Raw genomic sequence first — 21,211 nt, 5'->3', positions numbered from 1 at the left:
CCGCTTTATTGTTTTTTTTGGGGGAGAAAGGGGCAAACAGGTTTTTCAGGCGTCGGGCAAACCCAATAGCCGCCGATTGAAACGTTCGTCAGACGCCACGCTGGCGAAATCATCAAAGGCCTTTCGGGTTTTGCTGATCATGTGCTGCTGGATAAAGGCCGCTCCTTCTGCTGCGCCCTGCTCCGCATCCTTCAGGCAACACTCCCACTCCAGAACCGCCCAACCGGCAAAGTCGTACTGCGTCAATTTGCTGAAAATCGATTTGAAATCGATCTGCCCATCGCCCAGAGAACGGAAGCGGCCAGGCCGCTCGACCCAACCTTGATAACCGCCGTAGACACCCGAACGGGCATCGGGCCGGAACTCGGCGTCCTTGACGTGGAACATGCGGATGCGCTCGTGGTAACGATCGATGAAGCCCAGATAGTCCATTTGTTGAAGCAGCAGATGACTCGGGTCGTAGAGGATCGCGGCACGCGGATGATGATCGACAGCCTCAAGGAAACGCTCGAACGAGGCGCCGTCGTGCAGGTCTTCACCGGGATGGATCTCGTAGCAGAGGTCGACGCCGGCCTCTTCGAAACAATCGAGGATCGGCAACCAGCGCCTGGCCAGTTCGGCAAAACCCTGCTCGACCAGACCGCTCGGGCGTTGCGGCCACGGGTAGACATAGGGCCAGAGCAGCGCACCGGAAAACGTCGCGTGCGCCTTCAGCCCCAGGCGTTGGCTGGCGCGCGCGGCGAGTTTCAACTGATCGATGGCCCACTCGGTTCGTGCCTGGGGCTGACCGCGCACATGTTCGGGAGCGAAGTCATCGAACAACGTATCGAACGCCGGATGCACCGCCACCAGTTGGCCTTGCAGATGCGTGGACAGCTCGCTGATTTCGACGCCTGCCTGGGTGCAGACGGCCTTCAACTCGTCACAGTAATCCTGACTGTCGGCGGCGCGCGCCAGGTCGATGTATTGCGTGCCCAGGGTCGGCAATTGAATGGCCTTGTAACCCTGCGCTGCGGCCCAGCGGGCAATGTTAGCGAGGGTGTCGAAAGGCGCTTCGGCGGACATGAACTGCGCGAGAAAAATACCCGGGCCGCGCAGGCCTGCCGGTGTTGGGGAGGTGTGGTTCACAAGAGGGTTCTCCGGACTCATGGGTTGCAGACCAGTTCGGTCCACTTCGCGTCGCCGCGATGATTGGCGACCACCGCTTCGATGAACGCCATGCCACGCAACCCGACGTCGATGCCCGGCACGCCGGGAGCATCGTTGCCTTCGACGTTGCTGCGGATCGCGGTGGCGAAATCACCATAGAGATTGGCCATGGCCTCGAGATAACCTTCGGGATGCCCGGCAGGCAAACGCATGCGCTGGCTGGCGGCCTCGCATAACCAGGGCTGACCGACACCGGAACGAAGGATGCTCAACGGTTGATCAAGGGAGCGATGGATCAGGCTAGCAGGCTCCTCTTGACGCCACTCCAGCCCGCCCTTATCGCCATAGACGCGGATCTTCAACGGGTTTTCTTCCCCGGCGCACACCTGGCTGGCGATCAACACCCCGCTGGCCCCGGCGGCCATTTTGAACAGCATCGCCGCGTCATCGTCCAGTTGCCGCCCGGCAACGTGCACGCCCAGGCTCGCACACACGTGTGTAATGGTTTGGTCCGCGATGAATTCGGCCAATGAAAAGGCATGGGTACCGATGTCGCCAATGCAGCCGCCCAACCCCGACTGCTCGGGTTGATCGCGCCAACTCGCCTGCTTGTTGCCCTGTCCGGCCACGTCCCGGCTCAGCCAGCCCTGCGGGTACTCGACGATGACCTTGCGCACCGCGCCGATCACGCCGGTACGCACCATCTTGCGCGCCTGCCAGACCATCGGATAACCCAGATACGTGTGGGCCAGTCCATAGAGGCGGTCGCTGCTTTTCACCACTGCCTTGAGCGCCAGCAGTTCGGACAGATTCAGTGCCGCGGGCTTTTCGCTGAACACATGAAAACCCGCGCTCAGTGCCTGGCTGGCGATCGGCGCGTGCAAGTGATTGGGTGTGACGATGACCAACAGCTCCATGCGTTGGTCGGCAGGCAGTGCGCGCTCGCTATCCAGCATTAGTTGCCAGTCGCTGTAGCAGCGTGAGGCGGACAATCCCAGCGCGGCGCCGGTGTCCTGATTGTTGCGGGCGTCTCGGCTGAATGCACCGCACACCAGTTCAAAACGACCATCGAGACCGGCGGCCTGGCGGTGGGCTTTGCCGATGAAGGCACCCTCGCCGCCCCCGACAAACCCCATTCTTATTTTTGTCGTTGCAACGTTCATCGCGAATTTTCTCTTTTTCGGGGCGGATCAGCGCTCAGGTTTGACTATGATGTAACCGGTTACATAGTGCCGGAAATTTAAGCTCAGTTACTTCGGGTGTCAAACCCTGGGTTAAAAATGAAGGTCATTTCAGCGCACGGCCGGACTGCGGTAAGCTCGCCGGCCATGCTTACATCTGCCGGTTCGATAACGAGGTCGTCTTGTCCAATATCCGTGAAGTAGCCCGGCTGGCCGGCGTCTCGGTGGCCACCGTGTCCAGAACGCTGAAGTCGCCCGAGCGCGTACTCCCCGAAACCCGGAACAAGGTCAACGCAGCCGTGGAACAGGCCGGCTATCGGCCGAACCTCATGGCCGTGCAGTTCCGTTCGCGCAGAACCGGCAACCTGGTGATTCTGGTCCCGGCCATCGCCAACACGTTTTTCGCACGGGTGATCAGCGGTGCCCAACAGGCGGCACAGGCGGCCGGATATCGATTGCTGCTGTGCGACACCCAGGGGCGCGAGGAAATCGAACGGGAGTTTGCCGCGCTGGTGTACGCCCACCAGGCCGACGGCGTGATTCAGTTGCGCGCCTACGACCCGTTTGAATCGCCCTCCCCGCATGGCGAGTCGCTGCCCTTGGTCAACGCCTGTGAGGTGATTCAAGGCGGGCGGCATCCGACGATCAGCCTCGACAACCGGGCAGCGGCCAAGGCCATGACGGAGCATCTGATCGATCTGGGTCATCGCCGGATCGGCCTGATCAAAGGCCCGAAAAGCAGCCCGCTCACACGCGACCGCGTGGCCGGTTATCAAGATGCATTGCACCAGGCCGGTATCGCTTCGGACCCGCAATTGATCTGCCACGGGGACTTCACGTTGAAGGCCGGTTTTGATGGCGCGGGAATGCTGCTGGATTTGGCCGACCGCCCGACCGCATTCTTTTGCGAAAACGATGAAATGGCGATCGGTGCATTGAAGCGCATCAAACAACAGGGTTTGCGGGTACCCGACGATATTTCGTTGGTCGGTTTCGATGACATCCCATTCGCGGCCTATTGTGATCCGGCGTTGACGACCATTGCGCAACCCGCCGAAATCTTCGGCCAAAAGGCCGTTGAAATGCTAATCGCCCTCATTGAAAAAAAGCCCATCCCGGACCGCCATGTGGTGCTGCCGTTCACATTAACCGTGCGTAACAGTACGACCGCCCGCAAGGGATGAGGAAGAAATCATGGACATAAAAACCGACCTGCAACGCATCGCACTCCAGGAAGAAACCCTGACGTTTGAGCGCTTCGACAAAACGACGGCCTGGGACTTGGGCACCCGTTTGAAAAGCGCCTGCGAGGAGCAAGGCGTGTTCGCCACGATTGAGGTCAGGCTGGCGCGGGACACGGTGTTTTTCTACTCGATGCCCGGAACCTCCGCCAGCAACGCCGACTGGGCACGACGCAAGCGAAATGTCGTGGAACTGATGGAACTCAGCTCATACCGCGTAGGCCTGTCCTTTAAGCTTCAGGGTGATTCACTCGAAGGTTTGATGGGATTGCCCCTGCGTGATTACGCCGATCATGGCGGCAGCTTTCCGGTGTCGGTCAAGGGCGTGGGGTGCATTGGCGCCGTCACCGTTTCAGGGCTGCCCCAGCGTGAGGATCATGCCCTGGTGGTTCAGGTGTTTGGCACAGATGTGTGGGGGCTGACCTGAGCGAACTCGCGCTTGAGAGCGAGTAACAGACTGTGGGAGCGGGCTTGCTCGCGAAGGCGGCGGCATAGTCAACATTGATGTCGCCTGACACACCGCTTTCGCGAGCAAGCCCGCTCCCACATGGATTTCGCTTAATTGACTGGCATTGGGGTCTCCCAACGGATCGATTACTTCGGTTGCGCCACTGTGCGCAAATAAGGTTTCACCGTTTTGAAGCCATCCGGATACTTCTTCCTGGCGTCCTCATCCGAGACCGAAGTGGGAATGATCACGTCCTCGCCCGGACGCCAGTTCACCGGGGTGGCGACCGTGTGCTTGGCATTCAATTGCAGAGAATCGAGCAGCCGCAGCACTTCATCGAAGTTACGCCCGGCACTCATCGGGTAGATCAGCATCGCCTTGACCTTTTTGTCCGGGCCGATGATGAACACTGAGCGCACGGTGGCATTGTCGGCTGCGGTACGTGCGCCGCCACTGGCATTCGGATGAATCATGTCGTAAAGCTTCGCCACCACCAGGTTCTCATCCCCGATCATTGGATAGTTGACCGCATGCCCCTGGGTCTCTTCGATGTCTTTGGCCCAGGCCTGATGGTTACTGACAGGGTCGACGCTGAGCCCGACGATCTTGGTGTTGCGTTTATCGAACTCCGGCTTGAGCCCTGCCATGTAGCCAAGCTCAGTGGTGCACACCGGGGTGAAGTCCTTGGGATGCGAAAACAGGATCGCCCACTTGTCGCCGATCCACTCGTGGAAATGCAGCGGGCCTTCGGTGCTTTCGGCGGTAAAGTCCGGTGCTTCGTCGCCAATACGGATTGCCATGTTCGTTCTCCTTACTGTTGAGTCGTAGGGAAGCCGCTGGCTGCTGTTCCAGCGGCCTTCAGGATCTGCGTTGAACCTGTCAACGCGGATCAGTATAGGAGACGCTTGAACACAAGGTCGTTATCGCCGCGTCCACTCTGCAGCCCTTGAACGACAGGGCATTCAAGCCTTCTCGACCGACACGGCAAGCGCGGATGTCCTGGCCACCCAGTAGTAGAGAATGCCCGGCACCACCAGCCCGACGATCCAGGAAATATCGACGCCGCCAAGCTGCGCGACCATCTTTACCGGCGGCGTCTATGGGGCAGCGATCCTGTGAAGAACAGTTTGTTGTTTTTATCGTGTCGGCTTGAACACTAGAAGGCCTTGCTGGCACTGGCTACCACGGTGGCCGTGCATAGATCGCCATAGCCGTACCAGCTCGCGCATTCGCTTTTCGACAGGTCGGTATCGATGTAGCTGAGGCCCCAGGTCACGCCCACAAAATCACGGGTCAGTTTGGCCTCCCACTCTGTGTAGGCATCACGGCTTTCACCGTTGGCGGACCAGAACGCCGGGTCTTTGACATCGTTGCGACCCACGCGCAGGTCCAGGCCGATCTCGGCCGGCAATTCGATTTTGTAGCTGAGGTAGGTGTAAAGGGTGTCCTGGTCCTCGCCAAAGAAGTTCGGCGTATCGTTTGAGTAGTTGGCGCCGAGCTTCACGCCATAAACATCAAGGATGGCGTAGACCTCACTCAGGTTGAATTGGCCTTCCTTTGGATAGTCGTACTTGAGGTACCCCAGATCGAGACTGATTGCTTCGGTCGCCTGCCAGTAATAGCCCGCGTAGTACTCGAGTTCCTGCCGGGTCTTGTAGGGACCGCCGTAATCGACTCGCATTCGAGGTCCAGGCGCCAACGTACAAGCCGCTGCTGTGCACCAGCGTGGCGCCGGCCTGAACCGCCGGATCCCCCAGGGTTTGCGAAATGCCACGCGTGCGATAGTCACTGACAACGCCCAGGGTCATGTCCAGGCTGAAGTTGTCGTTAAGTGTCAGTGCCTGGCTGGTCAGGGGAGCCAATACAAGGCTGGCAAGGGTCAATGCTGAGCGTACGTTCATACAAGTCTCTTATTTTTATGGATCAGCGGGTGATTTCGGGCATGGCGTTGCCCAGCCCCTCGCAATGCGAGGGGCAGGTGCATTTTTCTGGGTGCTGCCGGCGGGTAGTCGTCAGGACGCGGGCGCGTAAACCTGCTTGCCAGCAAAGAAAGTCTTCAGGACCCTGGTGTCGAACAGCTCGTCGTCGCTGACCTTGAACACATCGCGGTCGAGGATGATCAGATCAGCCTGTTTGCCGGGCGCCAGCGAGCCAATCTGTTGCTCCAGCCGCAGGACTTTGGCGGCATTGAGGGTGTAGGCGTAGAACATGGTCTGGCGATCAATGCTTTCATTGGCGTTCAACACCCCCAGCGGCCCTTTGCGAGTGCTGGCCTGGGCGATGGCATTCCACGGGTTGGGGCTGGACACCGGCCAGTCACTGCCACCGGCGATGACCGCACCGGCGTTATGCAGGGACCTGGCGGGATACTGGTAACCGTAAGCAAACGCGCTGATATACGGTTTGACCAACTCCACCGTGTAAGACTCGCCGGTGGCCCACAGCAGCTGCATGGAAGCGATCACGCCAAGTTGTTTGAAGCGCGGGAACTCCTTTGGATTGACCAGTTGCAGGTGGGTAATGCTGTGGGCCATCGGTGTCGGGTTGAGCTTGCGCGCGTATTCAAAGCCATTGAGTGACTCACGTACGGCACGGTCGCCGACCGCATGCGTGTGCACAATCCAGTCGCGCTTCTCCGCCGCGACTACCAACTCACCGAAGTGTGCCGGGTCGATTAGCAACTGACCGTTTTTGTGACTGTTGGTGAACGGAACAATCACCGCTGCCGTCTGCCCCGGAAACTCCAGAACGCCGTCAGCGAAGACCTTGATGCCCGGGAAGCTCAGGTTGGGTACGCCCTCGAATTTCTTCATCACCTTGGCCAGCATCTCCAGGTCCGCCGGCCGGCTTTTTGGGTTAGCCAGCAGCAGCGCCGCGACGTGGGCATTGAGCTCGCCCTTCTCTGCCAGTTCGCGGTAAAGCGGTAGAACACCGTAACTCTGCTCGGTGGCCTGGAAATCGAACAGTGAATCACCACTTCCGGCATTCGCGGCCGCGTCCATCCAGGCGGTAACGCCATATTGATTATTGACCTTCACCGCCTCGCGGGCAGCCTTCAACATGACCTCTTTGTCGGGCGCGGGGATCTGACTGCGTACCTTGTCCCAGCGCGACTCGGCGAACAAACCATTGGGGGTGAAGTCCGCTGCGTGCCCCACGAAGCTGCGGTCCTGTTCCGACAGACCTTTTACCAATGCCGCGTCGATCTTCAGACGCTTGAGCATCGCGTTGTTGGCCCAGCCGGTATGCCCGTCAATCCCGCTGAGGACCACCGGTTGTTCCGCCCAGCGTCCCTGATTGAAGTGCTGACCAAGCTCGCGGCTTTTCTCCCAATAGGCCGAACTCACCCCGGCAATGCTGATCACGTCACCGGCCCGTGCTCGCCCCGCTTCATCCTGCTCAATCACCCATTGCTCGAGTTCCGGCAACGGCTTTACTTCATCCAGCAGGTTGGCCCCCTGGCTGTTGAAGGCCGCAACCACCGGGTGACTATGGGTATCAATCATTCCAGGCATCAGTACTTTGCCCGCCAGATCGATTCGTTGCGTCTGGGCATCGGCCAGGGCGTTGATCTCGGCATTGCTGCCCACTTTTAGAATCTTGCCGTCTTGCACCGCCACGGCCTGAACCAGTCCTTGACCGGGTTCGGCGGTAAAGACCTTGCCGTTGAACAGCACAAGATCAGCGGCGGCCATGGCCTGCACCGAAGAAATGGCCAGGGCTGCGGCCAACAGGTTGGGAATGAATAGTTGCATCGGAACACTCTCTTGTTTTTATTGGGCGGTTCGGGAGATTTGTGACAACGCCTTCGGATCAGGTCCAACGAACGGCGCCTTGGCCCACACGACCTTGCCGCCGACCATCGTTAGCAGCACCTCGTTACGGCCCAGCTCATCCTCCGGCACCTGCATGAAGTTCTTGTCCAGCACGATCAAGTCGGCGAACTTGCCCACTTCGACCGAACCGACGACAGCGTCCAGTTTCAGTTGCTCGGCGGCGTTCATGGTGATGGCGCGCAACACGTCAGTGCGCGACAGCGCCGGGTCGGCATTCAACCTGCCCGCATATTTTGGGCCGTAGCTGTGCGGGTTCAGCGGATCGCCTGAGCGGGTGACACCGATCTTCAGCGCCAGGAATTCATCGAGCGGGTCGACAGGCCAGTCACTGCCATAGGCAACCCGGCCGCCAGCGCGGCTGATGCTGCCCGATGGTTCCATGCGGGCAAAACGCGCCGGGCCCAGATGATCGCTGGTGCCGTCAACCGTGGACGGCGCCTGCTGGGCCCACTGGAACGACATGTTGGCGGTCACATCCAGCGCCTTGAAGCGTGCATAGTCGGCGGGGTCCACCGATTCCGCGTGAGTAATGGCCGGACGAAAGCCATTTCCCGGCAGTTGCTGGCGCACGTATTCGATACCGTTCAACGAGTCACGCACCGCCCGATCCCCGGTGGCGTGAAGGTGCGGGTCGAGGCCGGCCTGCACCGCTTGCAACAGCAACGGATTAAGCACTTGCGGCGGGAAGTACAGCTCACCGGCATTCTTGCCAGGCGTCCACTTGGGCGCGGTATCCGTGCCGGCATTGCGCAGGTACGGCGTCAGCATTGCCCCGGTATCCGCTGGAGCGTTGATGATGCCGTCCATGAACAATTTGACGTGACGCATGCTCACGCCCGGCGCGACTTTGGCTTCGCCCTGGTCATAGGTGTTGGCCAGTGCCTTGGCCTCGGCAATGGTTTTCGCCGGGTCTGCAGCAGCGGCGGCAGGGTCCAGTTTGATCGCCAACAAGGCCCGTGCGGTCAGCTCGCCCGACTGTTGCAGGGTGGTAAACGCTTTGCCATTTTCAGGCCCCGACAAGGCATCGAAGAAACTGGTGATACCTTGCTGGCGCATGGCGTCGAGCGCCGCCCGAGTCTGGTTGAGTTTTTCTGCGTCGCTGGCCGGCGGCACCACGGCGGCCATGGCATCGGCGGCACCGTCCTCGCAAATACCGGTCGGGTTGCCGGCGCTGTCGCGCACGTACTTGCCATCCCCCGGATTGGCCGTGTGCTTGTTGATGCCCGCGACCGCCAGGCCGCGGGAGTTTGTCAGCACGGTATGGAAGTCGGTGGAACGGACCTGAATCGGGCGATTGGTCTTGAGCGCGTCCAGCGTCGATTTATCGGGATCGCCATCGAGCCCGGTCATGCCCATGCGGTCCCAGCTGCCCACTTCAAGCCAGACATCGGGGCCCTTGCCCTTGTCGGCATCCAGACATGCCTGAATGGTTTCCTGAAAAACCTTGCGGGTCATCGTCTGGTATTTCAGGTCGCACAACGTCATGGCGCGACCGCCATCCCCCGGATGCATGTGCGCATCGACGAAGCCGGGCATCAACATGCGTCCCGCCAGATCGATCAGCTGTGTCTGCGTGCCGATGTACGAAGCAACGCCTTCATCGCTGCCGACATAGACGATCTTCCCGCCCGTGACGGCGATCGCCTGCTGCACGGAGTTCTTGCCATCGACGGTGTAGACATAGCCGTTGCGCATCACCCTGTCAGCCGGTGTCGAACCCTGTGTCTGACACCCCACCAGCGCCATGCAGGAAAATGCCGTTGTCGACGCAACGGCGATAAACAGCCTGGAAAATTTCAACTGCCTCACCTCTGTTTTTATAGTTTTGGAAGTGCCCCGAACAGACGGCCGCAAGCCTCTGATATGCAGGCATACCCTATAGGGCGCAGGCGTCGGATGGACCTCTACAAATGAGGAGGGGGGAGGCAATTAAATGACAGGGATCCGATCTGGTGTAGCGGCGGAACCTGTGGGAGCGGGCTTGCTTGCGAAGACGGTGGCACAGTCAACATTGACTGAAGAGGCTTGTTTAAAAGACCTCAAAGTTACGTCCTGAAAGCTACAAAACCTTGCGCCGTTGCCTACGGCTGCACCAGAATCCGCCGGCTTGTGCGCCTAGAGCCCCACCGGTAACTTGATTCGCGTCACTGATTCCCAGTGATCGGGTTTAGCAGCCCGGCTAGTCATTCACGGTTGCACAGGTCTTATCCAGTCAGGCATTCGCCTGCACTTGATGGTGGCTGTGCGCATGGCACCTTCGGGTGCGCCGGGTTTTGGGTGACTTACCGGTCTGCTAACTTGCGCACAGCTGCCACCCTTTCGTTTAGCAGCGAGATGGTTGCGGCCTCACTAAAGGTTAGTCACCATGTTCAAGGCAACGCCCAACCCGCCGGTCACAGACCCGGCGTCCCCCTACGAATCTCTCGATTCAAAAAAGCTCAACGAGGCCGCCGAACGCGCCCTCGACTTCCACTTCCCGTCGAATGCCGACATCAAAGCCACCGCGCGTAAACCCAGCAATCTGTTTTCCGTGGACCCAGAAGCCAAGGCCGAAACCCTGGCGGTTTTTTTGGTTGAGACGCTAGCCTCGGTCGATGTGATGGTCCATCAGTTGGTGGATCATCTGGAGGGTGAATCGCGCTACGCCCTGCTGGGTATTTCAAACAGCATCATGGTGGCGGAGATCACCGCGAACCGGGTGCTGGATAAAATTGATCTACCCAAATAGGTGCAGTCTGCCGTGGTAGTGGGTCACTGACGTTGGGCTGTGCAGCGATCCCTTTTTTGGGTCCGCTGCGCGGCCCAGCGGGAGCAAGCTCCCTCGCCACAGGTCTCGGGGCGCGTTGTAGGCAAACATCGTGGGATTAGGTCTTTCCTGCCATTTGGCACTATAGTTTATGCCAGATGACAAAGCGGCGGAGGCTGCCATGAGCGCCAAGAAAAAAGATGTCGTAGTCGACGAGGCTGGCAAAGATGCCAGCCCAAAAAGAAAGGTTAAACCACTCGAATCCAATGTTGCCGTAACCGTCTTGAGTAATGGCGAGCGTGCGGTGAAGGTGAAAATGCCGGGTTCCAGTCGCGTGCCCCCAATGGTTGCGGTCTTGCTTTCTGGAAGAAATAGCGATGATCGTATGGAGATTTACAGGGCCGTTAAAAACGGTTTCCCGCTGCAGTCGGTGCTCGACATGATCGAACACAGCGAGGTGTATAAGCAACGCGGCGTGCTGTCGAAAATCGTTGGCGCATCTGATCGCACGCTAGCGCGGCGGTTGAAAACGCCCAATGAAGCGTTGACCGCGGAGCAAAGCACGCGAGCACTCAACTATGCGGAGGTCTTGGAAAAGGCAACGGAAGTGCTGGGTTCGCGTGAGCTTGCAGAGCAGTGGATGGTCAAACCTGCACGGGGCCTGGACGGTGAAATCCCCATCGACCTGATTTCAAATTCGGTCGGGTATGAGTTGGTGACTGACTTTCTGACGCGTATTGAGTATGGGGTCTATTGATGGCCAAAGACCCTTTGAGCAGTGAGATTCACTTCTGGCGCCTTGATCCTGCTGAGTATGCCCCCTCCTGGAATTCGGGTATTGGCGCTGAAAAAGTGGGTGGGCGCTGGAACCCTAAAGGTATGGCCACGGTTTATGCAGCCTTGGATGCCTCTACGGCCATCCTTGAAGTTGCGGTGCATAAGGATTTCGACGCGCTGGATTGCAAGCCCCATCGTCTTACCCAGGCCCGAGTGCTCAACCCGTCCAGGATTTATGTGGTGCAGCCCGACAGCATCGCAAACTCAAATTGGCTGGTACCAGGTACCCCAAGTCGCAGCCAGCAACAGTTCGGTGCGGACCTGTTAAGTGTGTACCCCTTTGTGTTGGTCCCTTCCAGTGTCTCGCCGCATAGCTGGAATTTGTTGATGAACCCGCAATTGGCTAATGGGTTGTACGAGTTGGTATTGCAAGAGCCTTTTGCCCTTGATGGGCGGCTTAATAAGCCTTCGTTTTAAAGGTGCCTTCGCGGGCAAGCTTCGCTCCTACAGGGCGCGCGTTGTAGGCGGATTTAATCGCGGCGCGGCGCATCCGCGAGCGAGGTCGCTGAACGCAGCACCGAACCCAGTTCCACCTTGCTCTTCACGCCCAGTTGCAAATAGCAGTTGCGCAGATAAGTGCGCACTGTCGCAGGACTCAGTTCAAGGATTTTGGCAATCTCCTTGTAGGAGTGGCCGGCGGCAAACAGCATCGCCGCCGTTCGCTCGCGTGGCGCAAGCATCGCCCCGCGCGACTGGGCTTCGAGCGACAGGATAACGTGCTCGGCGTTAGGGCTCAGTGTCAGGGCGCAGCGGCCCAGGCGCATGACGCAGGGTGCCTTTTGCAGTTGCGCGATCACCTGCGCGGGAAGCATTGAACCGTTCCAGCCGGGTAACTCACGTTCAATGGCTGCACACAGCGTTGCCCCCACGTACAGCAAGCTGCCGTCCATGCGCGCGACGCCAAAGTCAGACGCCCCGTTGCCCGTATCGAAGCGGATCATGTCCTGAACCTGGAATCGCCACAGCTGCAACAGGTGGTCGCAGAAGGCCGAAAACAGATCGGCCTCGCTGCCGTTGAAAGCCGAGGCATCAAGGCCTCGGTAGAGACAGACGAAGAACATCAAGCCGCTTTCGGGTAACTCGAAGGTGATGCACATCAGGTGGTAGAGGTCGTGGCGCCGGGCGAACACGTTCACTTCTTCATTGGGGTCGGTGAAACCGCTGTCGCGCACAACCTCACCGGGTCGACTCAAGGTGTCATGGGAGAATTTGTCGTTGTGCGCGCACTTGTGCCACTCGGCGGCAAACGACTCGGGCAAATTGATTCGCCCGTGCATCCAGCTTCTGGGCGCAATATCGACGCCTGACCCGGACATCTCGCCCCACCAGGCCGAAGCGAAGGGCATCAGTTGGCTGAATGCCTGCAGGCCGTCTGCGATGAACTGCGATGCACCGCGATCTCGGGCAAGACGCCCCAGGTGCAATACGCAAAGATTGAATGCCTGCAATGTCGCCATCGACGCCTTGGCGCCGACTTCATCACCCTCCTCCATCGTTCTGATCCTGTTCGCTACGTGGCGTATTATTTTTTTGACCATGCCATAGGCGCAACGATTGCGTCCAGCCCCAGGCGCGCACGCTCGCCACGGGCTGGCGGAGTTTTCAGACTTTGATTTCGCTGGCCGGCAAGACGTCAATCCGCGCCACGGAGCCGGTCAGGTGCGCCAGATCCTTGTTGTGTTCGGCGATGATGTCTTCGGCGCTCATTGTGCCGTTGTCGACGGTGGAATGGGCATCGGCCACCAGCACGACGTCGTAGCCCAATTGATGCGCCTGGCGAACGGTGGCGTTGACGCAGTAGTCGGTTTGCAGGCCGCAGATGATCAGGCGGTTGGCGTCCAGCTCTTGCAGCTGTTCTTGCAAGTGAGTCTGGTAGAACGAATCCGGGGTGGTTTTGCGCACGCGCAGGTCTTGGGGTGAAGTTTTCAGACCGTCGGCCAGTTGCCAGCCTTCGCCGCCGTATCGCAACAGGTCGCCCTCTTCTTCGTGCTGGATCAGGATAACCGGGATGTTGGCGGCCCTGGCTTTGGTGCTGAGATCGTTGATGGTGTCGATGACGCGCTGGATGTCGAAGCATTCATACTCGCCCGTGCACAGCGCGTGTTGGACGTCGATGATCAGGAGTGCGGTGCTCATGGCTTCCTTCCTTAGATAGGTCGGTACAACGATGGATTTCAACTCCCATTTCGAGCGTGTAGCAGCTGTCGAACGCAGCCTCGCAGGCTCGGCAGCTGCTACGGGGATCGGGGCCACCCAGGGAGCCTAAGTGGCCGCTGATCCTGTTTCAGTAACCGAGTGACAACCCGGTATTACGCCGTGGATCGTTCGCTCCATAGAAGCGGTTCTTGCCCACTGGCTTGCCTTCCAGCGAAGGCGCACCTACCAGAATAGCTGCGATATGGTTGGGGTCCTGTGGTCCGGCAAATTTGTGCCCCCAGCTCTCGAGCATCTTCTTGGTGTCCGGGCTGGTGGCGAAGTTCTCCAGGTTGGTTTCTTCCGGCAGCCATTGCTGGTGGAAACGAGGTGCATCCACCGCTTCCTGGATGTTCATGCCGTAGTCGATCACGTTGAGGATGGTCAGCAGGGTCGCGGTAATGATCCGGCTGCCACCGGGAGTGCCGACGACCATGACGACTTTGCCGTCCTTGGTGACGATGGTCGGGCTCATGGACGACAGCGGCGCTTTGCCGGGGGCGATGGCGTTGGCTTCGCCCTGCACCAGGCCGTACATGTTCGGCACGCCGATTTTCGAGGTGAAGTCGTCCATTTCATCGTTGAGGATGACCCCGGTTTTGCTCGCCATGACGCCAGCGCCGAACCAGTCGTTGAGGGTGTAGGTCACCGACACCGCATTGCCCCATTTGTCGACGATCGAGTAATGGGTGGTGTTGCTACCTTCGTGGGGCGCTACGCCGGGTTTGATCTCGCGGGACACGCCGGCCTTCTGCGGGTCGATGACTTCGCGGATTTTGGTCGCGTAGTTTTTATCCAGCAAATGGGCGATCGGATTTTTCACGAAGTCCGGGTCGCCGAGGTAGCTGTTGCGGTCCACATACGCGTGACGCATCGCTTCGATCTGGTAGTGCATCGCCTGAGCCGAGCGGAAGCCCAGTTCTTTCATCGGGTAGCCGTCGAGGATGTTCATGATCTCGCAGATCACCACGCCACCAGAGCTTGGCGGTGGCGCCGAGACCACGTGATAGCCACGGTAATCGCACTCGATCGGCGCCAGTTCGCGGGTCTGGTATTTGTCGAGGTCGGCCTGGGTGATGATGCCCTTGTTGGCCTGACTGGAGGTGACGATGGCGTCGGCCACCCAGCCTTTATAGAAACCGTCGGCGCCCTTCTCGGAAATTTCCCGCAGGGTTTTGCTCAAGTCTTTTTGTACGAGTTTCTGGCCCACCTGCATCGGCTCGCCATTGCTCAGGAAGATCGAGCCCGAGTCGCGCATGTCTTTCTTGAAAACGTCGGTGGCGTACTCCAGCAAGTCGACATCGCCCTGCTCCAGCACAAAACCGTCTTCGGCAAGCTTGATCGCCGGAGCGATCACTTCCTTGCGGGGTTTGGTACCGTATTTCTTCAGGGCCAGTTCCATGCCCGAGACGGTGCCCGGTACGCCAACGGCAAGATGGCCGCGGGTGCTCAGGTCCGGGATGACGTTGCCCGCTTTGTCGAGGTACATGTCGGGGGTCGCGGCCAGCGGGGCTTTTTCACGGAAATCGAGGAAGGTCTTGCGCCCGTCCGCCAGTTGAATCGTCATGAAACCGCCGCCGCCCAGGTTGCCCGCCGCGGGGTACACCACCGCCAGCGCATAACCTACCGCAACGGCGGCGTCGACGGCGTTGCCGCCATTCTTGAGCACATCGACGCCGACGTGGCTGGCCAGATGCTGGGCGGTGACAACCATGCCGTTTTCGGCTGCGACCGGGGCGACGGAGGCCGCGTGGGCCGTCAGGCAACTCAGCGCCAATGCGGTTGCCACGAGCGATTGGGTAAAAGGTTCGAACTTCATGAGTCGGTCTCTTTTTGTTTTTAGGTTCTGTTCAAAAACACAGGGAACGGTTCAAGAGCAGTAGGCAAGTATGGCTGGGATTGCGTATTGCGCCTCCCCGACGAGGCAGTATGCTGGGCCCCTGTTCAACACTTTTACGGAGTCCGCCGGCATGTCCTACACCTTCACCACCCTGGCGTCTCCGGTCGGCGAATTGAAATTGGTGGCGAAAGGCGCACGACTGGCGGCCATCCTCTGGGAAAACGACAAGCCTGGTCGGGTAAGGCTGGGGCCGATGACTGAAGCAGCGGACAACCCGATCCTGGTGCGCACCGCGCAACAGTTGCAGGAATACTTCGCCGGCACGCGTAACCGTTTCGAACTGGAACTGGATTTTGCCGGCACGGAATTTCAGCAGAAGGTGTGGCAGGCGTTACTGACCATTCCGTTTGGCGAGACGCGCAGCTACAGCGAGATTGCCCAGCAGATCGGCAACCCCAGCGCAGTTCGAGCGGTGGGTGCGGCTAATGGCAAGAATCCGATTTCGATTGTCGCGCCGTGTCATCGGGTGATCGGTGCGTCGGGTAAACTGACGGGGTTTGCCGGTGGGCTTGAGGCTAAGGAACAGCTACTGACCCTGGAGGGGTACGAGTGCTGCGAAGCCGGCAGGATGGATGATTTGTTTATCTAACGACCCCCTATAAAAAGACAGGGGACACCTCACAGGAATTACCTAAATCGCCGCCCGCAATTCCCGTGGCGACAAGCCATAGTGTGAGCGAAAGCGCACTGCAAAACGTGAGGCCGAGGCGTAACCGCTGGCACCGGCGATTTCACCGATGGGACGAGAAGTGGTTTGCAACCATTGCAGCGCCGTAGCCAGCCGAACTCTTTCCAGAATATTCCTGAAACTGTCCCCTTCATTGGCCAGTTGGCGACGCAAAGTCGATTCGCACCGGCAGGCAGGTTCGAACCGACCCCTCTTGGCAAACTGCTGGTTGAAGCGGGTAAGTGACGAACCGCAATTGTAAAACCGCTGCGCCGCAAACCGGCTCAAACCGCTCCGAAGACATCCTTCATCGCCGCATACTGCAGCAGCATGATGGTCTTGGCATCGCAGATCTCCCCGCGATAGAACGCCGCCAGCGCGTCGTCGAACTTCCACTCCAGCACTTCGAGTTCTTCGGTTTCTTCCTCCAGCCCGCCGCCATCACTGACTTTCGAAGAGGCGTCATACTCGGCGATGAAAAAATGCAGCTTCTCAGTCACCGAACCGGGGCTCATGTAGGCCTCGAAAACCTTCTGCACATGGTGAACGCGATAGCCGGTTTCCTCTTCGGCTTCAGCGCGAATACGCTCTTCAGGCGCAACGCCTTCCAGTAGCCCCGCCGCCACTTCAATCAGCAAACCATCGTGGCCGTTGACGAACACCGGCAGCCTGAACTGGCGGGTCAGCACAACAGTTTTCTTCTCGCGATTGAACAGCAGAATCGCCGCGCCATTGCCGCGGTCATAGACCTCGCGAGTCTGACGCTGCCAGTCGCCGTTGTTGCGCAAGTAATCGAAGGTGATTTTCTTCAGCAGATACCAGTCGTGGGACAACACCTGGGACTCGATGATGTTGACCCGCTCGGCTGTGTTCGACATGACAATCCATCCTTATGTTCGTCAGAAAGCGTCCATGTTAGGCGAAAACAGAAAAGCCCGGCGACTGCCGTAATGCTTGTTCATTTAAGAGAATCTGGAGTCAGAGAAATCTGTGGCGAGGGAGCTTGCTCCCGCTGGGCTGCGTAGCGGCCCCAAAAATCTGACAACCATTGCGATTTTTGTGAGCGCTACGCACTCAAGCGGGAGCAAGGTATACGTCCGGTCAACACACCTTCCTGACCTTCAGCCAATCTGCTCGAACCGCCGCCTGGTTACGAACAGCCCCGCGCCCACCGGCACGGCAAGGACCGACATCAATCCCAAGTCAAAGCCCAGCAACTGGGTCTGGCTCACTGCAACGCAGCCGATTGCGCCTGCCACCACCAGCGTCACCCCTAGCCACTTGCGCAGCGGGTACGGCTTAAGAAACCGATCAAGTAGAAAGGCCAGCGCCACAACGATGACCGTCTGGGTAATTTCGGACATGTGCAGCCCCACTCAGGTCTTGATAATCAGGGATTCGGAAGAGCGCTGTGGGCCAATCCCACCATTGACCTGCGCCTGGATGCTGACGATTACGTCGCCAGCATGGTAGGCGGGCAGAGCGTCATTGACGTACGAGCGCACACCCGCCGTTACAACAGTACCTGCGGCGACACTGCCTGCAGGTCCGGCTAAACCGCCCACAGTACCGGCAGCGCCTCCGAAGGCGGAGGCGGCCAGGTTGGCGACCTTGGTGCGTTGGGCATTGAGGGCATCGCCCTGTTGCCGGGTCAGCGGCTTGGAGATGCCGATCATCATCACGCACGGCAGGCTCTTGGCCTGCATCTTGTCGTACACCTCGACGACCTTGCTGTTGACCTCATAGTGGGCCCTTTTCGCCTCGCCAAAATGCAGCTCGCGCAGGCGTCCTCGTTCGCTGTCGGTGAGGGTGATCTGCGAGACGTTGAAGACGATCCCGTGATTACCCATGTATTAGAAAGTCCCTTCGAACTTCATCGCGCGCATCCTTTCGAGCCAAAGACGGCGATTCTCTACAAGGAGCGTATTGGATTCAAATCATTTCACCTTGCTGGCAAGGTGTGTTGGCCGGGCGCTGACGGAGCAAGCTCCCTCGCCACAAGTTCTTACTGACTCAAGACTCTCTTAAGTGAACAGCATTGCGGCGCTTTCATCCTCAGGAAAGTTGCGCCTTGAATTCTTTCTGATACTGCCCGGCGAGGGTTTCTTTCTGTTGGTCGTCGAGTAACTTACCGGCCATCTGGAAGAACTTCTGCTCCTCCTCTTCCAAGTGGTGATGGACCTTCTCCGAGAGCTTTTTCGCCGTTGCCAACCAGGACGGACTGGACATTTCGGTCGCATCCAGCGCTTCCATCATCTCGTCCATTTCGTGGTGTTCGGAAATGGCATGGCGGCTAAGATCCACGCCGTTGTCGAACTCCATCAGCGGTATGTAGAAATGGCGTTCTTCAGCGGTTGCGTGGGCCTGAAGCTCGGATTTGAGCCGCTTGTAAGCCTCGACCCGTTCCGGGGTGTCGCCACTGGTCTGGATCAGTGCATCGGCATAGCTTCGCTGACGGTCGTGGCTTTCGCGCAAGGCTTCAAAAATGTTCACGGGTTGCCCTCAACGGCTGCATTTAACAATGTGCTGTTCAGGCTAGACATTCCCGGGGCCCCGGGGGTTCCTTGGGCTGCGGGGGATAGAACAATCGCCGCGACCCGGATAGGCTCTGTCTCACCGCCATAAGGATGTAGCTCATGACCCTGCGAATCGAATTGTCAAAAAATGCCACCCAGGAAGAACGCGAGGCGATCCTCACACCGCTGCGCGCCTACAACGCGTCAAAGGCCGGAACCACGGTGTCAGAGCAGATTGCTTTGCTGGTACGCAATGACAGTGACGAGATTCTCGGCGGGCTTTATGGCCGAGTGTTTTACCGGTGGTTTTTCATTGAGTTGTTGTCGGTGCCGGATCAGGCCCGGGGACAAGGGATGGGCTCTAAGCTGATGCAGATGGCCGAAGACCTGGCGCGGGAAAAGGAATGCGTGGGGATCTGGCTGGACACCTTCGACTTCCAGGCGCCGGAGTTTTACAAGAAGCATGGCTACAGCGAGTTGGGGCATATTGCCGATTACCCGCCGGGCCACAAGCGCTTCTTTTTCCAGAAGCGCCTCATTAACACTGATTAAGACGCTCCCACAGGAACTGCATCTGCCCAACAACCCGGTGCACGAGGTGCTTGCTTACAAACAGGTCGCCAACGCCGCCAATCGGCGCTTGGCGACAAAATCGTCGTGCTGCGCGTAGTAGCTCAACGCTGTACCCGAGGCATCGGTGGTCACGTCCACGAAGGACTCGGCCGAACGGGTGTAGACCGTCGAACCACCCTTCTTGCCCGGCTGCAAATACGCGCCCGCATCGACGCCGAACACCGCTTCGTCCTGCCAGGCAAACTGCACGCACTGGGCGACGACTTTTTCCGGTTTGTCCGAGGTCAGGGTTTTGTACGGGGTTTTGGTACGGGCGTCATTCATCGCCGATCCGGCACAGCCCGCCAGCAAGGTTGCGGCCAGCGCCACCATCAGAATTCGCATTGCGTTCGCTCATCAGGAAAAAGCGGACTGTATCACCGCGGCGCGGCGTATCGTTCTGCTTTACTTCATTTATACCGCGACACCGCGCAACGATTCGCGCACCCTGTCGCGCCATTAACGCCGCATCGCCCATTATTCCGGGCGCACTTTTCTGGAAAGGTCATGACACCCAACGCCGAATACTACAAACCGACCACTGAATATGCCGACAAGCTGATCAGCCAGATCGGTCAGACGCCTTCCTGGATCGCCAAGCGAATTGGCGTCACCGACAAGCGGATTCGTTACATTCTTGATGGCGAAAGAACCGTAAAAGGCGAAACCACGCCGATCCAGATGACCTACCCCGAGCAGTTTGCTCTGGAGTGTCTGGCCGCGGCCGCCAAGGCGAGCAAAAAGCAGTCTTCTAAGGAGTGACCATGGCGGCAACCGAACAGCAACACGAGCAGGCGCTGAAAAAGTTTCTCGACGAGCGTCCTGAGCTGCGCGTCGAACTGGACAACCTGAATCCACTGTTGGCCCAGGCCAAGGGCGAAACAGTGGCGCAGTACCGCGACGAGCGCTTGCATGAAGCGTTCGAAGCCGAGGCTGAGCGCCTGGGTTTGTTTGCCTGGGAGCTGACGCTGCAACTGACCGCCGCCACGCCTGAGGATTACCAGGCCCAACGCCTGGAGGTGCATAAGGAAGTCGCGGAGATGGCCGGCATGGACTGGCTGGAGTATTGCGAGTTATATGGGTTAGCCAAATAATCATCGCTGCTCAAGGAAGCTTTCGATGCTGCCTTCGCCTTCAAGTACCCGGGCCACACCGGGACATTTGCATACCCATAGATGGCGCGGGCGCATCGGCCTGTCGCTGGTCGCCAGTTTGTCGGTGCTCGCCGGCATGACCGATGCCATTGGCTTCATGGCCAGTGGCGACTTCGTGTCCTTCATGAGCGGTAACACCACCCGCCTGGCCGTGGCGATCAGCGATGGCGACCTCGGGTTGACCTTGCGCCTGGTAATCCTCGTGGCCACGTTCGTCGCCGGCAATGCCTTGGGCATTGTCGTCAGCCGGTTCGGTGGCCGACGGGCGTTGCCGTTGCTGCTGTGCATCGCCACCCTGCTCTGCGGCGCTGCGGCATGGCCCTATGAGACGCAATTGCCGGCGCTGCTGGCGGCGATCATCGCCATGGGCATGCTCAATGCCGCCGTGGAAGAAGTGAACGGCCTGCCGGTCGGGCTGACCTATGTCACCGGTGCGTTGTCGCGGTTCGGCCGTGGACTGGGGCGGTGGATGCTTGGCGAGCGCCGCAACGGCTGGCGGGTGCAATTGATTCCGTGGACCGGGATGTTTGCTGGCGCGGTACTCGGAGCAATCCTGGAACATCATCTTGGTCTCAAGGCCCTGTTTGTCAGCGGGCTGCTGGCCGGGGTGCTGGGGTTGCTGTCGTTGAAGATACCGCGGCGTTGGCAGTTGGGTTATATGCCGCGCTGAATTTTGCATTGACTGTTCGGGCCTCATCGCGGGCAAGCCCGCTCCCACAAGAATTTGTGTG

The 21,211-nt window shown here is 59.0% G+C and carries 23 protein-coding genes and 3 pseudogenes; 10 read left to right on the top strand and 16 right to left on the bottom strand.

All coding sequences use genetic code 11. The annotated features are described in order from the left end of the window. Window positions 1–45: 45 nt before the first annotated feature. The gene (locus PSH65_RS11555; RefSeq protein WP_305426302.1) at window positions 46–1,149 is read right to left on the bottom strand and encodes a sugar phosphate isomerase/epimerase; all 1,104 of its coding nucleotides are present in this window, start codon (window positions 1,147–1,149) and stop codon (window positions 46–48) included. Continuing rightward, on the bottom strand, window positions 1,146–2,312 hold the full coding sequence (locus tag PSH65_RS11550) for a Gfo/Idh/MocA family protein (RefSeq protein ID WP_370694683.1): 1,167 nt from the start codon (window positions 2,310–2,312) through the stop codon (window positions 1,146–1,148). Before PSH65_RS11550 ends, PSH65_RS11555 begins: the two co-directional genes overlap by 4 nt. 200 nt (window positions 2,313–2,512) lie before the next feature. Between PSH65_RS11550 and PSH65_RS11545 the strand changes: the two genes are divergently transcribed. Both PSH65_RS11545 and PSH65_RS11540 read left to right on the top strand, forming a co-directional pair. Beyond that, window positions 2,513–3,514 (top strand): LacI family DNA-binding transcriptional regulator, encoded by a 1,002-nt coding sequence (locus tag PSH65_RS11545; RefSeq protein WP_305426301.1) that lies wholly within the window; start codon window positions 2,513–2,515, stop codon window positions 3,512–3,514. Window positions 3,515–3,524: 10 nt separating this feature from the next. Further along, window positions 3,525–3,998 carry a heme-degrading domain-containing protein gene (locus PSH65_RS11540; protein ID WP_305426300.1) on the top strand — a complete coding sequence of 158 codons (474 nt, stop codon included), beginning with the start codon at window positions 3,525–3,527 and terminating at the stop codon, window positions 3,996–3,998. A 167-nt stretch (window positions 3,999–4,165) separates the two neighbouring features. On the opposite strand, the gene PSH65_RS11535 is transcribed toward PSH65_RS11540, so the two are convergent. From PSH65_RS11535 to PSH65_RS11520, 5 genes and pseudogenes are all read right to left on the bottom strand, one after another. Further along, the gene (locus PSH65_RS11535) at window positions 4,166–4,819 is read right to left on the bottom strand and encodes a peroxiredoxin (RefSeq protein WP_305426299.1); all 654 of its coding nucleotides are present in this window, start codon (window positions 4,817–4,819) and stop codon (window positions 4,166–4,168) included. A gap of 162 nt (window positions 4,820–4,981) precedes the next feature. Next, window positions 4,982–5,101, bottom strand: a pseudogene (locus tag PSH65_RS31785) (hypothetical protein); the annotation flags it as partial. A 74-nt stretch (window positions 5,102–5,175) separates the two neighbouring features. Next, window positions 5,176–5,920 (bottom strand): annotated as a pseudogene (locus tag PSH65_RS11530) (TorF family putative porin). Window positions 5,921–6,031: 111 nt separating this feature from the next. After that, complete coding sequence (locus PSH65_RS11525; RefSeq protein WP_305426298.1) at window positions 6,032–7,774, bottom strand: amidohydrolase; 1,743 nt, start codon at window positions 7,772–7,774, stop codon at window positions 6,032–6,034. Between the two features lie 18 nt (window positions 7,775–7,792). After that, window positions 7,793–9,655: an amidohydrolase gene (locus PSH65_RS11520; RefSeq protein ID WP_305426297.1), complete on the bottom strand. Its 1,863-nt coding sequence runs from the start codon at window positions 9,653–9,655 to the stop codon at window positions 7,793–7,795. 565 nt (window positions 9,656–10,220) lie between these two features. Between PSH65_RS11520 and PSH65_RS11515 the strand changes: the two genes are divergently transcribed. The 3 genes from PSH65_RS11515 to PSH65_RS11505 all read left to right on the top strand — a co-directional run bounded on the left by PSH65_RS11515 (window position 10,221) and on the right by PSH65_RS11505 (window position 11,855). Continuing rightward, complete coding sequence (locus PSH65_RS11515) at window positions 10,221–10,583, top strand: hypothetical protein (protein ID WP_305426296.1); 363 nt, start codon at window positions 10,221–10,223, stop codon at window positions 10,581–10,583. 199 nt (window positions 10,584–10,782) lie between these two features. Then, a complete protein-coding gene (locus PSH65_RS11510) occupies window positions 10,783–11,358 on the top strand; it encodes an antitoxin Xre/MbcA/ParS toxin-binding domain-containing protein (RefSeq protein ID WP_305426295.1) in 576 nt (191 codons plus the stop codon). Beyond that, window positions 11,358–11,855: an RES family NAD+ phosphorylase gene (locus PSH65_RS11505; protein WP_305426294.1), complete on the top strand. Its 498-nt coding sequence runs from the start codon at window positions 11,358–11,360 to the stop codon at window positions 11,853–11,855. Before PSH65_RS11510 ends, PSH65_RS11505 begins: the two co-directional genes overlap by 1 nt. 53 nt (window positions 11,856–11,908) lie before the next feature. Here the strand turns inward: PSH65_RS11505 and PSH65_RS11500 are convergent, their stop codons facing one another. The 3 genes from PSH65_RS11500 to ggt form a co-directional block, all read right to left on the bottom strand. After that, the gene (locus PSH65_RS11500) at window positions 11,909–12,931 is read right to left on the bottom strand and encodes a helix-turn-helix transcriptional regulator (RefSeq protein WP_305426293.1); all 1,023 of its coding nucleotides are present in this window, start codon (window positions 12,929–12,931) and stop codon (window positions 11,909–11,911) included. A 109-nt stretch (window positions 12,932–13,040) separates the two neighbouring features. Continuing rightward, window positions 13,041–13,574 (bottom strand): cysteine hydrolase family protein, encoded by a 534-nt coding sequence (locus tag PSH65_RS11495; RefSeq protein ID WP_305426292.1) that lies wholly within the window; start codon window positions 13,572–13,574, stop codon window positions 13,041–13,043. A gap of 148 nt (window positions 13,575–13,722) precedes the next feature. Further along, entirely contained in the window at window positions 13,723–15,450 is a 1,728-nt protein-coding gene (gene ggt / locus PSH65_RS11490; protein WP_305426291.1) for a gamma-glutamyltransferase, read from the bottom strand. A 151-nt stretch (window positions 15,451–15,601) separates the two neighbouring features. Between ggt and PSH65_RS11485 the strand changes: the two genes are divergently transcribed. Continuing rightward, window positions 15,602–16,120 (top strand): methylated-DNA--[protein]-cysteine S-methyltransferase, encoded by a 519-nt coding sequence (locus tag PSH65_RS11485; protein ID WP_305426290.1) that lies wholly within the window; start codon window positions 15,602–15,604, stop codon window positions 16,118–16,120. Window positions 16,121–16,162: 42 nt separating this feature from the next. Here the strand turns inward: PSH65_RS11485 and PSH65_RS11480 are convergent. The 5 genes and pseudogenes from PSH65_RS11480 to PSH65_RS11460 all read right to left on the bottom strand — a co-directional run. Continuing rightward, a pseudogene (locus PSH65_RS11480) lies at window positions 16,163–16,381 on the bottom strand (helix-turn-helix transcriptional regulator); the annotation flags it as partial. A gap of 101 nt (window positions 16,382–16,482) precedes the next feature. Continuing rightward, on the bottom strand, window positions 16,483–17,076 hold the full coding sequence (locus PSH65_RS11475) for an NUDIX domain-containing protein (RefSeq protein WP_305426289.1): 594 nt from the start codon (window positions 17,074–17,076) through the stop codon (window positions 16,483–16,485). 243 nt (window positions 17,077–17,319) lie between these two features. Continuing rightward, window positions 17,320–17,562: a hypothetical protein gene (locus PSH65_RS11470; protein ID WP_019580101.1), complete on the bottom strand. Its 243-nt coding sequence runs from the start codon at window positions 17,560–17,562 to the stop codon at window positions 17,320–17,322. Window positions 17,563–17,574: 12 nt separating this feature from the next. Continuing rightward, the gene (locus PSH65_RS11465) at window positions 17,575–18,048 is read right to left on the bottom strand and encodes a hypothetical protein (protein WP_305426288.1); all 474 of its coding nucleotides are present in this window, start codon (window positions 18,046–18,048) and stop codon (window positions 17,575–17,577) included. 205 nt (window positions 18,049–18,253) lie between these two features. Then, window positions 18,254–18,691 (bottom strand): hemerythrin domain-containing protein, encoded by a 438-nt coding sequence (locus PSH65_RS11460; protein ID WP_305426287.1) that lies wholly within the window; start codon window positions 18,689–18,691, stop codon window positions 18,254–18,256. 143 nt (window positions 18,692–18,834) lie between these two features. Here PSH65_RS11460 and PSH65_RS11455 point away from each other — a divergent pair, with 143 nt between their 5' ends. Continuing rightward, window positions 18,835–19,266, top strand: a complete 432-nt coding sequence (locus tag PSH65_RS11455; RefSeq protein ID WP_305426286.1) for a GNAT family N-acetyltransferase — start codon at window positions 18,835–18,837, stop codon at window positions 19,264–19,266. 54 nt (window positions 19,267–19,320) lie between these two features. Here the strand turns inward: PSH65_RS11455 and PSH65_RS11450 are convergent, their stop codons facing one another. Continuing rightward, entirely contained in the window at window positions 19,321–19,671 is a 351-nt protein-coding gene (locus PSH65_RS11450) for a hypothetical protein (protein ID WP_007904889.1), read from the bottom strand. A gap of 162 nt (window positions 19,672–19,833) precedes the next feature. Between PSH65_RS11450 and PSH65_RS11445 the strand changes: the two genes are divergently transcribed. From PSH65_RS11445 to PSH65_RS11435, 3 genes are read left to right on the top strand one after another with little or no spacing between them, the layout of a single operon-like run. Next, the gene (locus PSH65_RS11445) at window positions 19,834–20,088 is read left to right on the top strand and encodes a hypothetical protein (RefSeq protein WP_007904890.1); all 255 of its coding nucleotides are present in this window, start codon (window positions 19,834–19,836) and stop codon (window positions 20,086–20,088) included. Between the two features lie 2 nt (window positions 20,089–20,090). Then, window positions 20,091–20,420 carry a DUF6388 family protein gene (locus tag PSH65_RS11440; RefSeq protein WP_305426285.1) on the top strand — a complete coding sequence of 110 codons (330 nt, stop codon included), beginning with the start codon at window positions 20,091–20,093 and terminating at the stop codon, window positions 20,418–20,420. A 25-nt stretch (window positions 20,421–20,445) separates the two neighbouring features. After that, the gene (locus tag PSH65_RS11435) at window positions 20,446–21,150 is read left to right on the top strand and encodes a YoaK family protein (RefSeq protein ID WP_305426284.1); all 705 of its coding nucleotides are present in this window, start codon (window positions 20,446–20,448) and stop codon (window positions 21,148–21,150) included. Window positions 21,151–21,211 lie beyond the last annotated feature (61 nt).

The sequence above is a fragment of the Pseudomonas sp. FP603 genome (assembly GCF_030687415.1).
In the GTDB taxonomy this organism is placed as follows: Bacteria; Pseudomonadota; Gammaproteobacteria; order Pseudomonadales; family Pseudomonadaceae; genus Aquipseudomonas; species Aquipseudomonas wuhanensis.
Note: the sequence above shows the minus strand (reverse complement) of the source record. Positions and strands in the feature narration are given on the sequence as shown.

Bases quoted from the DNA above. Each gene is read 5' to 3' on its own strand.
- PSH65_RS11555 (WP_305426302.1), bottom strand. From the start codon at position 1,149: ATGAGTCCGGAGAACCCTCTTGTGAACCACACCTCCCCAACACCGGCA.
- PSH65_RS11550 (WP_370694683.1), bottom strand. From the start codon at position 2,312: ATGAACGTTGCAACGACAAAAATAAGAATGGGGTTTGTCGGGGGCGGC.
- PSH65_RS11540 (WP_305426300.1), top strand. From the start codon at position 3,525: ATGGACATAAAAACCGACCTGCAACGCATCGCACTCCAGGAAGAAACC.
- PSH65_RS11535 (WP_305426299.1), bottom strand. From the start codon at position 4,819: ATGGCAATCCGTATTGGCGACGAAGCACCGGACTTTACCGCCGAAAGC.
- PSH65_RS11525 (WP_305426298.1), bottom strand. From the start codon at position 7,774: ATGCAACTATTCATTCCCAACCTGTTGGCCGCAGCCCTGGCCATTTCT.
- PSH65_RS11515 (WP_305426296.1), top strand. From the start codon at position 10,221: ATGTTCAAGGCAACGCCCAACCCGCCGGTCACAGACCCGGCGTCCCCC.
- PSH65_RS11510 (WP_305426295.1), top strand. From the start codon at position 10,783: ATGAGCGCCAAGAAAAAAGATGTCGTAGTCGACGAGGCTGGCAAAGAT.
- PSH65_RS11505 (WP_305426294.1), top strand. From the start codon at position 11,358: ATGGCCAAAGACCCTTTGAGCAGTGAGATTCACTTCTGGCGCCTTGAT.
- PSH65_RS11500 (WP_305426293.1), bottom strand. From the start codon at position 12,931: ATGGAGGAGGGTGATGAAGTCGGCGCCAAGGCGTCGATGGCGACATTG.
- PSH65_RS11495 (WP_305426292.1), bottom strand. From the start codon at position 13,574: ATGAGCACCGCACTCCTGATCATCGACGTCCAACACGCGCTGTGCACG.
- ggt (WP_305426291.1), bottom strand. From the start codon at position 15,450: ATGAAGTTCGAACCTTTTACCCAATCGCTCGTGGCAACCGCATTGGCG.
- PSH65_RS11485 (WP_305426290.1), top strand. From the start codon at position 15,602: ATGTCCTACACCTTCACCACCCTGGCGTCTCCGGTCGGCGAATTGAAA.
- PSH65_RS11475 (WP_305426289.1), bottom strand. From the start codon at position 17,076: ATGTCGAACACAGCCGAGCGGGTCAACATCATCGAGTCCCAGGTGTTG.
- PSH65_RS11470 (WP_019580101.1), bottom strand. From the start codon at position 17,562: ATGTCCGAAATTACCCAGACGGTCATCGTTGTGGCGCTGGCCTTTCTA.
- PSH65_RS11465 (WP_305426288.1), bottom strand. From the start codon at position 18,048: ATGGGTAATCACGGGATCGTCTTCAACGTCTCGCAGATCACCCTCACC.
- PSH65_RS11455 (WP_305426286.1), top strand. From the start codon at position 18,835: ATGACCCTGCGAATCGAATTGTCAAAAAATGCCACCCAGGAAGAACGC.
- PSH65_RS11450 (WP_007904889.1), bottom strand. From the start codon at position 19,671: ATGCGAATTCTGATGGTGGCGCTGGCCGCAACCTTGCTGGCGGGCTGT.
- PSH65_RS11445 (WP_007904890.1), top strand. From the start codon at position 19,834: ATGACACCCAACGCCGAATACTACAAACCGACCACTGAATATGCCGAC.
- PSH65_RS11440 (WP_305426285.1), top strand. From the start codon at position 20,091: ATGGCGGCAACCGAACAGCAACACGAGCAGGCGCTGAAAAAGTTTCTC.
- PSH65_RS11435 (WP_305426284.1), top strand. From the start codon at position 20,446: ATGCTGCCTTCGCCTTCAAGTACCCGGGCCACACCGGGACATTTGCAT.